Raw genomic sequence first — 14,151 nt, forward strand, 5'->3', positions numbered from 1 at the left:
GTTCCCGGCCAAAGATCCACACCGAGTCACCCCGGGAGCACATTCGTGGCAGCCCTCGCACGCTGGTGTGTCCAACGCCGTCTGATCCCCGTCCTGCTGTGGCTCCTCGCCCTCGGCGGGGTCGCCGCGGGGGCCTTCGCCTCCGGTTCCGCCTACTCCAACGACTACAAGGTGCCGGGCACCGAGTCCGGGCGGGCCGCCGAACTGCTGCAGGAGGGCTTCCCCGGCCTCGGCGGCGACAGCGACAACGTGGTCTGGCACACATCGTCCGGCAGTGTCCGGGACACCGGCGTCGAGCAGACCATGACCCGCACCCTGGACCGCATCGAGCGGCTGCCCGGAGTGGCCGCCGTGAGCGGCCCCTACGACGACGAGGGCGCCGGACGCGTCAGCCAGGACGGCCGCACCGCCTACGCCACGGTCACCTTCGACGACCAGGCCAAGGACATCGACGCGGGCGAGGCCGCCGCCGTGGTCGAGACGGCCAAGGCCGCCGAGGCCGACGGGCTGCAGGTCGAACTGAGCGGCGGCACCGTCGAACTCAGCGAGGCCACCGGCGGGCACACCGCCGAGATCGTCGGCGTGCTCGTCGCCGCCGTCGTCCTCCTCCTCGCCTTCGGCTCGCCCGCCGCGGCGCTGCTGCCCATCGCCACCGCCCTGGTCAGCGTGGGCACCGCCTACGCCGGGATCGTGCTGCTCGGTCACGTGATGACCGTCGCCGACTTCGCGCCGATGCTCGGCATGCTGATCGGACTCGGCGTGGGCATCGACTACGCCCTGTTCATCGTCACCCGGCACCGGCGCGGACTGAAGCGCGGCCTCACCGTCACCGAGGCCGCCGAGAACGCCGTGGCCACCACCGGACGGGCCGTCGTCTTCGCGGGCGCGACCGTCTGCATAGCCCTGCTGGGCATGCTCATCCTGCGGCTGAACTTCCTCAACGGCGTCGCCATAGCCGCCGCGCTCACCGTGGTGCTCACCGTCGCCGCCTCCGTCACCCTGCTGCCCGCCCTGCTGTCGTTCATCGGCATGCGCGCGCTCAGCCGCCGGGAACGGCGCCGACTGGCCGAGCACGGGCCCGAGCCGGAGGTGCCGACCGGGTTCGCCGCCCGCTGGTCGGCGTTCGTGGAGCGCCACCCGAAGCTGCTCGGCGCGGTCGCCGTCGTGGTCATGGCCGTCCTCGCGCTGCCCACCCTCTCCCTGCACCTGGGCACCTCCGACCAGGGCAACGACCCCAAGTCGTCCACCACCCGCCAGGCCTACGACCTCCTCGCCGACGGCTTCGGCCCCGGGGTGAACGGCCCCCTCACCCTCGTCACCGAGATCGACGACGCCGGGGACCGGCTCGCCCTCGACAACCTCGGCACCACCCTGCGCGCCACCGACGGGGTCGCGTCCGTGTCACCGGCGACCTACGGCCTGGGCGGCGACACCGCCTACCTCACCGTCGTACCGGACACCTCCCCCCAGTCCGAGCAGACCAGCGACCTCGTCGACCGGCTGCGCTCCGACGTGCTGCCCCCGGCGGAGTCGGGCACCTCGCTCGACCTGCACGTCGGCGGCGTGACGGCCGGCTACGACGACTTCGCCGACGTCATCGTCTCCAAGCTGCCGCTCTTCGTCGGTGTCGTCATCGGCCTGGGCTGTCTGCTGCTCCTGGTGGGCTTCCGCTCACTCGCCATCCCGATCAAGGCCGCCGCGATGAACGTGGCCGCCGTCGCCGCCACCTTCGGCGTCATCGTCGCGATCTTCCAGTGGGGCTGGGGCAGCGAAGTGCTGGGCCTCGGCGCGGGAGGGCCGATAGAACCCTTCCTGCCGGTGATCATGGTCTCCGTCCTCTTCGGGCTCTCCATGGACTACCAGGTCTTCCTGGTGAGCCGGATGCAGGAGGAATGGCTGGAGACCGGCGACAACCGGCGCGCCGTCCGCGTCGGTCTCGCCGAGACCAGCCGGGTGATCAACTCCGCCGCGGTGATCATGATCTCGGTCTTCCTCGCCTTCGTCCTCACCGGCGACCGCGTGATCGCCATGTTCGGCATCGCGCTGGCCGTGGCCGTCGCCCTCGACGCCTTCGTCCTGCGCACACTGCTCGTCCCCGCGCTCATGCACCTCCTCGGCGGCGCCAACTGGTGGCTGCCGCGCCGGCTGGACCGCGTCCTGCCACGGATCAGCATCGAGCCGCCCGAGGCCCGTGCCACCCATGAGAGGCTGGCCGCCGCCACGGACGCCGAGGTGGCGTGCGTGCTGGCCGAGGAGGAGCGACAGCGGGATGTACGCGATACGACTGGGTGACGACGGAGCCGAACTGCGTCCGCTGGAGCCCTGGCACGCGGAGGAGTTCCTCGCCCACCTGGACCGGGGCCGGGACTTCATCAACCGGTACGTCCCCTTCGGCTCCAGGGCCACGGACGTGGCCGGCGCGCGGGAGGCGCTCCAGCGGTACGCCGACTGGCGGGCCGCCGACACGGCCTCCCTGCACGGGCTGTGGCTGGACGGCACGCTCGTGGGCGGCGTCCTCACCCTGAACTTCGACGCCGCGAACGGCAGCTGCGAGGTCGGCTGCTGGCTGGAGCCCGCGGCCACCGGACGCGGACTGGTCACCCGTGCGATGCGGGTGCTCATCGACTGGGCGGTCGAGCAGCGCGGGATCCACCGGGTCGAATGGGTCGCGGCCGCCGGCAACACGCCGAGCGTCGCCGTGGCCCGCCGGCTCGGGATGACCCGTGACGGTGTGCGCCGCGAGGCCCACCTCCACCACGGGGTCCGCCACGACCTGGAGGTGTGGTCGGTCCTGGCCCCGGAGTGGCGCGCACGCCGCGGTCACCCGCACGACGGTCATTAAGCGGACTCTCAGAGAACGTCCGTACGGTGCGGAGCATGGGTACCAGGACTGAGGACGAAACCGAAACCGGAACCGGAACCGGAACCGGCGCCGAGACCGAACGCGACGAGAGGGCCGTGGACGCCACCGGGGCCGACGACGTCACGGAAGCGGAATCGGAGGCCGAAGCGGAATCGGAGGCGGATTCGGAGGCGGAGGCCGGGAAGGCCGTCCCCGGGGCGGGCGAGAACCCGTCCGGTGTCGGGCAGGGGGCCGCCGCCGTCGTCTCGGCGGCACTGGGCCTCGTCTCGCTCACCGGCAGCTGGCTGGGCACCGTCGCCGCCGCGCGCGAGACCCTCGTGGGTCAGCTGGAGGTGGCGACGGACGCCGGCGTCGCCACGCAGGTCAAGGAGATGTACGGCGACGCCTGGAACACCAGCGCGGTGTGGAGCGGCCTCTTCGCGCTGACCGCGCTGATCGTCGGCGCGGCCGTACTCGCCAGGCCCGCCTTCGGGACGCCCGCCCGGGCCGCCCAGGCGCCCTGGATCAAGTCGGTCGCCTGGGCGGGTGTCGTGCTCGGCGTCATCGGACTGCTGCTGGCGGTCCTCAAGTACACCGGCGTCCTGCTGGGGCTGCCCGCCACCGGCTGAGCCGGACCGGGTCACGAGGGGTCTCCGGGCGGCCGGGGGCCCCTTCTCGCGTGCCGGGGACCGGAGGACCTAAGGGGCCCTAAGAACCCCGGCGGTCCTGCCCGACGGCTCCTAAGGCCCCGAGCGTGGCCGAAGATACGGAACCTTTCCGATGTGGCCGGCCCGCCTCACGCACGAAGGTGGAGGCATCGCGGAACAGCGATACCGACACCGGATCCGACAGGGGCCACACCATGACCGAGTACGCACTCCACCACCTCCGCCACGACGAGCTCGTCCGCCGCGCCGAGCACGAACGCCTGGCCCTGGAGGCGACCCGCCTCCGCCGCGCCGCCCGCCGTGAAACCGCCGCACGCACCGCCGAGGCGGAGAGCCATATCCACCGCCGACGCCGTGTCACCCGAACCGCCTGAATCCGCGGACGGCGGCCGCCCGGGGGCCGGCCGCCGTCCCCCCACCCCCCGGAGGCGGCGGTGGGGGCGCCGCCTCCGGGGAGTGGGGGCGTGGCCTCCCGGGGATGAAAAACAGTGCTCCGCGGCCGGAGGCGCGTGCGATGCTCGATGGCGTGGAGACCAAGTCCGTCAGCCCCGTGTTCGTAGGCCGCGTCAGCGAGTTCGACACGCTGAACGACGCGCTCGCCCGCGCCGACGCCGGTGAACCGCAGGCGTTGCTGGTCGGCGGCGAGGCCGGCGTCGGCAAGACCCGCCTCCTCGAGGAGTTCGCCGCCGCCGCCCGCCGCCGGGGCGCGATCGTCGCGCTCGGCGGCTGCGTCGAGATCGGCGCCGACGGACTGCCCTTCGCCCCCTTCTCCACCGCGCTGCGCCACCTGCGCCGCGAACTGCCCGGGCAACTCGCCGCCGCCTCCAGCGGACAGGAGGACGAACTCGCCCGGCTGCTGCCCGAACTCGGCCCCGCCGCCCGCGAGCCCCGGCGCGACGAACAGGGCGTGGCCCGCCTCTTCGAACTCACCGCCCGCCTGCTGGAACGCGTCGCCGCCGACCACACCGTCGTCCTCGCCCTGGAGGACCTGCACTGGGCCGACGCCTCCACCCGCCACCTGCTCACCTATCTGCTCCGCACCCTGCGCACCGGCCGGCTCGTCGTCCTCGCCACCTACCGCTCCGACGACATCCACCGCCGCCATCCCCTGCGGCCCCTCCTCGCCGAACTCGACCGGCTCCGCACGGTGCGGCGCGTCGAACTCGGCCGCTTCAACCGCGACGAGGTCCACCGGCAGATCGCCGGCATCATCGACCGCCAACCCGACCCCCAACTCGTCGACGACATCTTCGGCCGCTCCGACGGCAACGCCTTCTTCGTCGAGGAACTCGCCGTCGCCGCCGACGAGGGCTGCTGCGCCGGCCTCACCGACTCCCTGCGCGACCTGCTCCTGGTCCGCGTCGAAAGCCTGCCGGAGAGCGCCCAGTCGGTCGCCCGGATCGTCGCCGAGGGCGGCTCCACCGTCGAGGACCGCCTGCTGGCCGCCGTCGCCCGGCTCACCGAGGACGACCTCATCGAGGCCCTGCGGGCCGGCGTCCACGCCGGCATCCTCTCCCCGGCGCCCGAGCGCGACGGCTACCGCTTCCGCCACTCCCTGGTCCGCGAGGCCGTCAGCGACGACCTGCTGCCCGGCGAACGCTCCCGGCTCAACCGCCGTTACGCCGAAGCCCTGGAGGCCGACCCCACCCTCGTCCCCGCCGACGAGCGGGTGACCCGCCTGGCCACCTACTGGTACCACGCCCACGACGCCGCCAAGGCCCTGCCCACCGTCCTCGACGCCTCCGTCGAGGCCCGCAGGCGCCACGCCTACTCCGAACAACTGCGCCTGCTGGAAAGGGCCATGGAGCTGTGGGACGCGGTCCCCGACGCCGTCCGGGCCACCTTGCGCCCCGTCGACTACGCCGAGGTCTACCCTCCGTGCGGCTGTGACCCGCGGACCACGCCGCTGCGCTACCTCGACCTGATGGCCGAGGCCGCCGTCGCCGGCCGCCGCTGCGGCGAACGCGAACGCGCCCTGAAGATCACCAAGAGGGCGCTGCGCCTCCTCGACGAGGACCCCGACCCGCTGCGCGCCGCCTGGTTCTGGGAGCAGCGCTCCCGCCTCACCCAGGCCCTCGCCCGCGGCGACGGCTGGGCCGAACTCGCCACCGCGCAGGACCTGGTGCGCGGACTGCCGCCCTCCGAGGTGCACGCCGAGGTCCTCGCCTCCGCGGCCAGCTGGTCGATGCTGCACCGACCCGGACCGGAGGCCATGGCCGCGGCCGAGAGCGCCGTCGAGTACGCGCGCATGGTCGGCGCGCAGGACATCGAACTCAACGCCCGGCTCACCCTCGGCGGTCTGATGGTCGACGCCGGTGACATCGAGACCGGGCTCGCCGAGATGTACGAGGTCAAGGACCGGGCGACCGAACTGGGCGTGGACATGGTGGTGGCCCGCGCCCATGTGAACCTCCCGTCCGTCCTCGAGGGCGTCGGCCGCTCCGAGGAGGCCGCGCGCCTCCTCCAGGAAGGTGTCCACGTCACCCGCAGACTCGGGCTGCTGGACTCCGAGGGCTGGGTGTGGGGCAACCTCGCCGAGTGCCTGCACTCCCTCGGCCGCTGGGACGAGGCGGCGCGGGCCGCGGCCAACGCCCAGCGTCTGGAGCAGAGCGCCAAGCCGCGTGCCGGCGGCTCGATGCGCCTGGCGTGCCTCGCGTACGACCGGGGAGACCTTGCGGAGGCGGCCCGCCGTCTCGCCGACGCCCGCACCTTCTTCGGCACCCACGACCCGATGCCGCAGTACGCCCTCCCCATGAAGTGGGTCGCCCTCGGTGTCGCCGCCGCCGAAGGACGCCTCCAGGACGCCCGCGCCGAACTGCTCGACGCCCTCGGCACCGGACTCCCGCCCGGCACCCAGCGCTACGGCTGGCCGCTGCTGCTCGCCGCCACGACCGTGGAGGCGGACGCCCACGGGGAGGCGGCGGCCGAGCCCGGCAGGCCGGAGATCCTTCAGCGGATCCGCCGGGCCGCCAAGTCCCTGACGACCGGCGTGCCGGTGTGGCACGCCTACAACGTGTGGCTGCGCGCCGAGCTGCTGCGCGCCGAGGGACGGTTCGTGCCGGACGAGTGGTCCGCTGCCGTCGAGGCGGTGGAGCCGCTGGGGCGGCCCTACGACCTCGCACGCGTGCGCTACCGGCTCGCGGAGGCGCTGCTCTCCTCCGGCGCGGGCGACGACGAACGCGCCCGCGCCACGGAACTGCTGCGGCTGGTCGACGCCGTCGCGGACCACCTCGGCGCCGCACCGCTGGCCCGCTCCGCCACCCTGCTGGCGCAACGCGCGCGTCTGGCACTGGTGCCCGCCGTCCGCGGCGGCGACCGGGGCCCCGCCGATCCGGTGGAGGCGCTCGGCCTCACCAGCAGGGAACGCGACGTCCTGCGCCTGGTGGCGGCCGGCCACACCAACCGCCGCATCGCCGAGGAACTGTTCATCTCCCCGAAGACGGCCAGCGTCCATGTCTCCAACATCCTCGCCAAGATGGGCGTCTCCGGCCGGGGCGAGGCGGCGGCGGTGGCCCACCGGCTCGGCCTGTTCCCGGCGGAGTCCGGGGAACGCCTGGCGGCGGGATGATGGCCGTACGACGCACACGGCCCCGGGAAGGGGAGCGATGTTCAACGCCTTCGAGGACCTCTTCGCGCCGGGCCGCAAGCACACCCGTGACGAGCAGAACCGCCTGGAGCTGACCCGGGAGGACGCCGGCGACACCGACCCCGGCCGGGGACCGATAGACCTCGCGTCCGGAAAGGTCACCGTCCGGTCGCCGGTGTCGCCGGAGGAGGAAGCGGAACGGGAGAGGGCGTGAACGCCCGCTAGCTCACCTGGAGCTCCAGGATGCGGTCGTCGCCGTCCCTCGGCTCGACCCTGCCGTCGGTGTTGCTGGTGACCAGCCACAGCTTGTCGTCGCCCGCCGCGACCACCGTGCGCAGCCGGCCGTACTCGCCCTTCAGGAAGGACTGCGGATCCGCCGAGGCCTCCGTGCCCTTCAGGGGTATGCGCCACAGGCGCTCGCCACGCAGGCCCGCCATCCAGACCGAGCCCTCGGCGTAGGCGATGCCGCTGGGGGAGGCGTCCTCCGGGCGCCACTGTTCGACCGGGTCGTGGAACTCACCGTCGCCGGACTCGCCCTCCGCCTCCGGCCAGCCGTAGTTGTCGCCCGGCTTGATCGCGTTCAGCTCGTCCCAGGTGTTCTGGCCGAACTCCGAGGCGAACAGGCGCTGCTTGCCGTCCCAGGCCAGACCCTGCACATTGCGGTGCCCGTAGCTGTACACCGCGGAGTCGGGGAACGGGTTGCCCGGGGCGGGCTCACCGTCCGGGGTCAGCCGAAGGATCTTGCCGCCGAGCGACTTCTTGTCCTGGGACAGGCCCGTGTCGCCGCTCTCGCCCGTGCCCACGTACAGCATCTTGTCCGGGCCGAAGGCGATCCGCCCGCCGTTGTGCACACCGCCCTTGGGGATGCCCCGGAACACCGTGTCCGGTGCGCCCAGTTGCTCTCCGGCCGGCTTCTTCTCGTCGTGTATCAGGCGGACGACGCGGTTGTCGGAGGCAGAGGTGAAGTAGGCGTAGATCATGCGGTCCGAGGCGTACCCGGGGGAGAGGGCGATGCCCAGCAGTCCTCCCTCGCCGGACGGCGACACCCCCTGCACCTCGCCCAGCTCGGTCTTCCGCCCGGTCCTGCCGTCGATCCGGGTGATCGTCGCCTCGTCCCGGGAGGACACCAGGAGGCCGCCGCCCGGGAGGGGTGCCAGACCCCAGGGGCTCTTCAGGCCCGTCGCGACCGTGCGGAGCACCTTCACCGACCCCTTGGCGGGTGGGGTCTCCTCCCCGGACCGCTCCGGGGCCGACGAGCGCGCCGTCGTGTCACTCGGGGAGGCGCTGCCGTCTCCCCCCGCTGCCGCTCCGTCGTCGGAGGAGCAGCCGGCTGTCAGCAGGAGTGCGGCGGCGGCCAGCACGGCCGACACGGCTCGATGTCGCACGATGGTGTCCCTTCGACGCGGCGGGTTCTACCTGTCATACACCGCTCGCGCCTCCCAGGTTCCCGATCGTCCGGTCCCCAACCGCGCGACCGCACGCCGTCCGCCCCGCCCGCGGGGGCCGTCGGACCCGGTCAGTCCCACGATCCCAGCGCCGCGGGCAGCCGCGCGATCTCCGTGAGGTCCTGCTCCGTGAGGCGCAGCTCCGCCGCCGCGGCGTTCTCGGTGACCCACCGTTCCCGCTTGGTGCCCGGGACCGGGACGACCTGGTCGCCCCGGCTCAGCACCCACGCCAGGGCCACCTGCGCCGGGGTGACGTGCGCGCCGTGGCGGCGGGCGATTCGGCGCAGGCCGACCACGATCGGCTGGTTCGCGGCCATCATCTCGGCCGTGAAGCGGGGGTGCCGGGCGCGCAGGTCGTCCGCCTCGAAGCCCACGCCCGGCGTCAGCGTCCCGGTCAGGAAGCCGTTGCCCAGCGGCATCGCGGCGAGGAAGCCGACCCCGCGCGAGCGGCACCACGGCAGCAGCGTCTCCAGCGCCTCCGGCGACCACACGGACAGTTCCGCCTCCACCGCGCTCACCGGGAAGACCTGCTGGACCCGCTCCAGCTGCCGGACCGTCGCGTCGTGCAGCCGCGCCCCGGCCCGCCGGGACGACCGCGCCCCGACCGCGCACAGCCCGAGCGCCCTGACCTTGCCCGCCCGGACCAGCTCGGCCATCGCGCCCCAGGTCTCCTCGACCGGGACCTCCGGGTCGGCGCGGTGCAACTGGTAGAGGTCGATGACATCGGTCTGCAGCCGGCGCAGCGACGCGTCGCAGGCCCTTCTCACGTACCCGGGGCGGCCGTTGGCCACGATGTGCTGGTCGCCCACCAACAGTCCGACCTTCGTCGACACGAAGGCGTCGCGGCGCCGCTCCTTCAACACCCGCCCCAGCAGCAGCTCGTTGGTGAACGGGCCGTACATGTCGGCGGTGTCGAGGAGGGTGGAGCCCGCGTCCAGCGCCCGGTGCACCGCCCTGAGCGACTCCTCGCCGCGCTGCCGGGACGAGCTGTACGCCCAGCTCATCGGCATGCACCCGAGTCCTACCGCCCCCACCGCGAGCGCCGCCGCGCCGATAGTCCTGCGCTCCACCTGCTCGTGACCCTCCCTCTCCGGCCCCCCAACCTAACCTCTGCCGTGAACGGCTCCTGAACTAGCCTCCCGACCATGACTGCTGCTGACGTATGGCTCCCGATCCCGCCGGACGAGATCGACGGACTCCCCGAGGGCCCGCGCTACCGCTTCTGGGACGGAGCCGAGGAGTTCCCCGCCGATCCGGCCGACTGCGGCTTCTACGTCGTGCCGTACATGAAGCCCGCCGGGGTGGGCGTGCGGCCGCTGCCGCTGATGCGTTCCGTGCGCGTCGTGCAGACCCTGTCGGCCGGCACCGACCACGTCGAGCCGGGACTGAAGAGCCTGCCCCCGGGGGTGCGGCTGTGCAACGCGCGCGGGGTGCACGAGGCCAGCACCGCGGAGCTCGCCCTCGCGCTGATCCTCGCCTCCCTGCGCGGCATCCCCGGCTTCGTGCGGGCCCAGGACGAGGGGAACTGGCAGGGCGGCTTCCGGCCCGCGCTCGCCGACAGGAACGTGCTCATCGTGGGGTACGGATCGATCGGCGCGGCCATCGAGGACCGGCTCGTTCCGTTCGAACTCGCGCGGGTGGCGCGCGTCGCGCGCTCCGCCCGCACCACGGAGCGCGGGCCGGTGCACCCGCTCACCGAACTGCCCTCCCTGCTGCCGGAGGCGGACGTCGTCGTCCTCTCCACCCCGCTGACGGAGACCACCCGGCACCTCGTCGACGCCGGTTTCCTGGCCCGGATGAAGGACGGCGCCCTGCTCGTGAACGTGGCCCGCGGCGGCGTGGTCGACACCAAGGCGCTGCTGACCGAGCTGGAGAGCGGACGCATCACCGCGGCCCTCGACGTCACGGATCCGGAACCGCTCCCTTCGGATCACCCCTTGTGGCGTGCTCCGGGTGTGCTCGTCACCCCGCACGTCGGCGGACCGACGTCCGCCTTCCGGCCGCGCGCCGAACGGCTGCTGCGGGATCAATTGCGCCGATACGTGAACCACGAGGAGCCCGGGAACGTGGTCCTGGTGACGGGAGCGGAAGGCAGGTAGTCCGCTTCGGGTACCGTCCGCGTTTTCCCGGGCGCGGTGGGTACTCATATATCTGTTGATCGTTACAGAGCGTAGAGAAGCTATGTCCCTGAGTGACGATACTGGTGTATCGTCCCGAAAGGGGCTGCGCCGCTGACCTACGGCGCGGGGGACGGACACGGAGACTGCGAGGGGGGCGACGGACGATGCACGGCCTGTGGACGAGCGATCCGACGCGGCGGAGCCGTCGACTGCGACACTGGCGCGCGGACGCGCGCGGCCGCGGTCATCACGGCGGCCATCACACCCGGCCCGACGACCGGACCGACAGCCCCGGTCCGCCACGCCCCCGGCACGGCGTCCGCGGGGGCCACACCCCGCGGGCGCACCGGGGGCCGAGGGATCCGGGAGCGGCGCGGACCGGGAGCACCCGGTGAGCGCGCCCACCCCCACCCCGACACTCGACGGGGCGCTGCGCCCGCCGCCCCCCGCGGGGGCGGCACCGTCCGGTGCGCCGTCCGCCGTCCGCCGGCCCGGCCCGGTCGCGCAACTGGTCCTGGCCCTCGTCTGCGCGGCCTACGCCGTCGGTGCCGCGTTCGGCTGGGGCTCGGAGCGGCTCGCACTGATCATGGGCGACTTCGGGCTGAGTGCCGCCGCCGGTGCCGCGGCCGTCTCCTGCTTCGTCTACGCCCGCAGCCCCCGCACCCGGTTCCGGCCCGCCTGGCTGCTGTTCGGCCTCTCCTCGGCCATGGCCTCCCTGGGCAACCTGGTCTGGGGGTGGTACGAGGTCGTGCTGGGCGTCCCCGTGCCCAGTCCCAGCTACGCCGACCTGTTCTTCCTGTGCTTCGCGCCGCCCGCCATCGTGGGACTGCTGGTGCTCGCCAAACGGCCCGTGACCAAGGCCGGATGGGTCTGTCTCGCCCTGGACGCCTGGCTGATCGGCGGCTCCCTGCTCACCCTCGCGTGGAGTCTCGCCCTCGCCCAGGCCGCCCAGGCCGAGGGGCCGGGCGTCGCGCACACCGCGCTGTCGCTGGCCTACCCGCTGCTCGACATCGCCCTGGTCAGCATGGTGCTCGCCCTGCACTTCCGGCGCTCGGCGGTGAACCGGTCCGCCGTCAACACCGCGATCGGCGCCCTCGCGCTGACCGTCATGTGCGACGCCCTGTTCACCTCGCCGCTGCTGCACGCCGGTTACCGCTCCGGGCAGCTGCTCGACGCGGGCTGGTTCGCCGGCTCGCTGCTCCTGGCGTACGCCCCCTGGACCGCGCCGCGCGGCGGCCGGCCCGAGCGTGAGGGGCACACTCGCGTGGTCCGTGAACACCTTCCGGGACGGCGCGGCGGCCCGGACCCCCACCCGGCCGCGCCCGGCGGCGAGCCCGGCCGGCATCCGCTCTCCCGGCCCACCGCCGGTTCCCTCGCCGCGCTCACGCCGTACCTCGCCGCGGCCGTGTGCACCCTGGGGATCCTCTACAACGTCCTCAACGGCCGCAGCGTCGACCGTGTCGTGCTGATCACCGGGGGCACCGTGGTGCTGGCGCTGGTGGTGCGCCAGGGCATCATGCTGCTCGACAACATCACCCTCACCCAGGAACTGGCGCAGGCGGAGAACCACTTCCGCTCCCTGGTGCAGGGCTCCAGCGACGTCATCATGATCGCCGCGCCCAGCGGCATCCTCCGCTACGTCTCCCCGGCGGCCGCCGGCGTGTACGGCCGCCCGGCGGAGGAGCTGGTGGGGACCGAACTGGCCGGTCTCATCCACCCGGAGGACCTCGGCCGCGTCGTGCACGAGGTGCGCCGCTTCCTCGCCGCGGACCCGGTCGAGGAGCCCACGACCCGCATCGAGTGCCGCTTCCGCTCCGGCGGCGGGGGCGCCTCCCGCTCCTGGGGGTCCTCCCGCCCGGGCGAAGGCGGGAGCGGGGAAGGCTGGCTGAATGTCGAGTCGACCGTCAACCGGCACCACGGCGGCCTCATCTTCAACAGCCGCGACGTGACCGAGAGGGTCCGCCTCCAGGCCCAGCTCCAGCACAACGCGGAGCACGACCCGCTCACCGACCTGCCCAACCGCGCGCTGTTCACCCGGCGCGTCCAGCAGGCGCTGTCCGGCCGCCGCGCCTCCGACCGAGGGGCCGCCGTGCGCGGCACGGCCGTGCTCTTCATCGACCTCGACGGCTTCAAGGGCGTCAACGACACCATCGGGCACCAGGCCGGGGACGAACTGCTCGTCCAGGCCGCGCGCAGACTCCAGGACGCGGTCCGCAAGGGCGACACCGCCTCCCGGCTGGGCGGTGACGAGTTCGCCGCCCTGATCGCCGGGGACGGCGTCCGCGACCGGGACGCCCGGGAGCGGCACATGGTGGAGCTCGCCGACCGGCTCAGAGTGGCGCTGTCCCAGCCCTACCTCATCGACGGCAACGATGTCCGGGTCGACGCCTCCATCGGTGTGGCCTTCGCCGAACCGGGCATCGGCGCGGGCGAGTTGCTGCGCAACGCCGACCTCGCCATGTACCGGGCGAAGGCGGCCGGCAAGGGCCGGGTGGTGCTGTACGGGCCGCACATGCAGCAGGACGTCGTCCGCAGGGCCGAGCTGGCGACCCGGCTGCGCGCGGCCCTGCGCCACGGCGAGTTCGCCCTGCTGCACCAGCCGGTGGTGTGCCTCGCCGACGGCCGGATCACCTCGGTCTGCGCGCAGGCGCGGTGGCGCTCCTCCCAGGGGGTGCTCTTCACCCCCGCGGAGTTCCTGCGGGTCGCCGAGGACAGTGAGAAAACCGCCGAGCTCGGCCGGTGGGTGCTGGAGGAGGCCGTCGAGCAGGCCGCCGAACGGCACGCGACGGGGCTGCCCGTACCCGTGGCCGTCCGGCTCAGCGCCCGCCGGCTGCTGGACCGGTCGCTGCCGCTCAGCTCCATCGAGGCCCTGCTCACCCGGCACGGGCTGCCGTCCGGCTCCCTGATCGTCGATCTGGCCGACACCGACCCCCGGGTGCCGCTGGACGAACTGGAGCGCCGGCTGACCGTGCTCAAGCGGCTCGGCGTCCGGATCGCGCTCGACGGCTTCGGCGGGGGGCCCGCGGCGATCACCGCCCTCAGAAGGCTCCCCGTCGACGTGCTCAAACTCGACCGCGCCCTGATCGACGGGGTGGTCGAGTCCGCGCGGCTGCACAAGATCACCAGCGGACTGGTGCGGATCGCCGCCGACCTCGGCATGCACTCCGTGGCCGTGGGGGTCGACCAGCCCGAGCAGGCGGCCGCCCTGCGCGCCATGGGCTGCACGCACGGACAGGGCGTCGCCTTCTCCGGACCGCTGGACGAGTACCGGCTGCGCAGGGCGCTGACCGCCGGGCACTGTCCGGTACCGCGCGCGCCCGCCGAGCCCGTCCTCGCCGGCGGCGGGCCGGGGGTGTACGCCGCGGGAGTGACCGCCGTGATCAAGAGCGGTCCGGCCCTGCGCTCACATAATGAGACTCCCGTCCCACCCACTTGACAGTGAGTGCGCGCCGGGGGGAGGGTCAGAGCCATGCGCACCCGAATTCTCGTA

10 protein-coding genes are annotated in these 14,151 nt (G+C 73.5%); 8 read left to right on the forward strand and 2 right to left on the reverse strand.

The features are described 5' to 3' along the window. Positions 1-45 precede the first annotated feature (45 nt). The 6 genes from IE172_RS16445 (at position 46) to IE172_RS16470 (ending at position 7,310) form a co-directional block, all read left to right on the forward strand. Positions 46-2,292, forward strand: coding sequence for an MMPL family transporter (locus tag IE172_RS16445; RefSeq protein ID WP_190097995.1), 2,247 nt, complete (start codon positions 46-48; stop codon positions 2,290-2,292). Then, a complete protein-coding gene (locus tag IE172_RS16450; protein ID WP_190097996.1) occupies positions 2,270-2,842 on the forward strand; it encodes a GNAT family N-acetyltransferase in 573 nt (190 codons plus the stop codon). Before IE172_RS16445 ends, IE172_RS16450 begins: the two co-directional genes overlap by 23 nt. A 35-nt stretch (positions 2,843-2,877) precedes the next feature. Further along, positions 2,878-3,471 (forward strand): hypothetical protein, encoded by a 594-nt coding sequence (locus tag IE172_RS16455; protein ID WP_190097997.1) that lies wholly within the window; start codon positions 2,878-2,880, stop codon positions 3,469-3,471. A 233-nt stretch (positions 3,472-3,704) separates the two neighbouring features. Beyond that, entirely contained in the window at positions 3,705-3,884 is a 180-nt protein-coding gene (locus IE172_RS16460) for a hypothetical protein (RefSeq protein ID WP_190097998.1), read from the forward strand. 140 nt (positions 3,885-4,024) lie between these two features. Then, positions 4,025-7,078 (forward strand): helix-turn-helix transcriptional regulator, encoded by a 3,054-nt coding sequence (locus IE172_RS16465; RefSeq protein WP_190097999.1) that lies wholly within the window; start codon positions 4,025-4,027, stop codon positions 7,076-7,078. 37 nt (positions 7,079-7,115) lie between these two features. After that, positions 7,116-7,310 (forward strand): DUF6191 domain-containing protein, encoded by a 195-nt coding sequence (locus IE172_RS16470; RefSeq protein WP_190098000.1) that lies wholly within the window; start codon positions 7,116-7,118, stop codon positions 7,308-7,310. Positions 7,311-7,317: 7 nt separating this feature from the next. Here the strand turns inward: IE172_RS16470 and IE172_RS16475 are convergent, their stop codons facing one another. Both IE172_RS16475 and IE172_RS16480 read right to left on the reverse strand, forming a co-directional pair. After that, positions 7,318-8,481 (reverse strand): PQQ-dependent sugar dehydrogenase, encoded by a 1,164-nt coding sequence (locus IE172_RS16475; RefSeq protein ID WP_229886125.1) that lies wholly within the window; start codon positions 8,479-8,481, stop codon positions 7,318-7,320. 131 nt (positions 8,482-8,612) lie between these two features. Further along, on the reverse strand, positions 8,613-9,611 hold the full coding sequence (locus tag IE172_RS16480) for an aldo/keto reductase (RefSeq protein ID WP_190098001.1): 999 nt from the start codon (positions 9,609-9,611) through the stop codon (positions 8,613-8,615). Between the two features lie 75 nt (positions 9,612-9,686). On the opposite strand from IE172_RS16480, the gene IE172_RS16485 reads away from it, so the two are divergent. Both IE172_RS16485 and IE172_RS16490 read left to right on the forward strand, forming a co-directional pair. Further along, positions 9,687-10,640 carry a 2-hydroxyacid dehydrogenase gene (locus IE172_RS16485; RefSeq protein WP_190098002.1) on the forward strand — a complete coding sequence of 318 codons (954 nt, stop codon included), beginning with the start codon at positions 9,687-9,689 and terminating at the stop codon, positions 10,638-10,640. 412 nt (positions 10,641-11,052) lie between these two features. Then, positions 11,053-14,097 carry a putative bifunctional diguanylate cyclase/phosphodiesterase gene (locus IE172_RS16490; RefSeq protein ID WP_190098003.1) on the forward strand — a complete coding sequence of 1,015 codons (3,045 nt, stop codon included), beginning with the start codon at positions 11,053-11,055 and terminating at the stop codon, positions 14,095-14,097. The last annotated feature ends 54 nt before the right edge of the window (positions 14,098-14,151 follow it).

The sequence above is a fragment of the Streptomyces griseoflavus genome, assembly GCF_014649995.1.
Classification (GTDB): domain Bacteria; phylum Actinomycetota; class Actinomycetes; order Streptomycetales; family Streptomycetaceae; genus Streptomyces; species Streptomyces griseoflavus.

Coding starts and splice junctions, on each gene's coding strand:
- IE172_RS16450 (WP_190097996.1), top strand. CDS start 2,270: ATGTACGCGATACGACTGGGTGACGACGGAGCCGAACTGCGTCCGCTG.
- IE172_RS16455 (WP_190097997.1), top strand. CDS start 2,878: ATGGGTACCAGGACTGAGGACGAAACCGAAACCGGAACCGGAACCGGA.
- IE172_RS16460 (WP_190097998.1), top strand. CDS start 3,705: ATGACCGAGTACGCACTCCACCACCTCCGCCACGACGAGCTCGTCCGC.
- IE172_RS16465 (WP_190097999.1), top strand. CDS start 4,025: ATGCTCGATGGCGTGGAGACCAAGTCCGTCAGCCCCGTGTTCGTAGGC.
- IE172_RS16470 (WP_190098000.1), top strand. CDS start 7,116: ATGTTCAACGCCTTCGAGGACCTCTTCGCGCCGGGCCGCAAGCACACC.
- IE172_RS16485 (WP_190098002.1), top strand. CDS start 9,687: ATGACTGCTGCTGACGTATGGCTCCCGATCCCGCCGGACGAGATCGAC.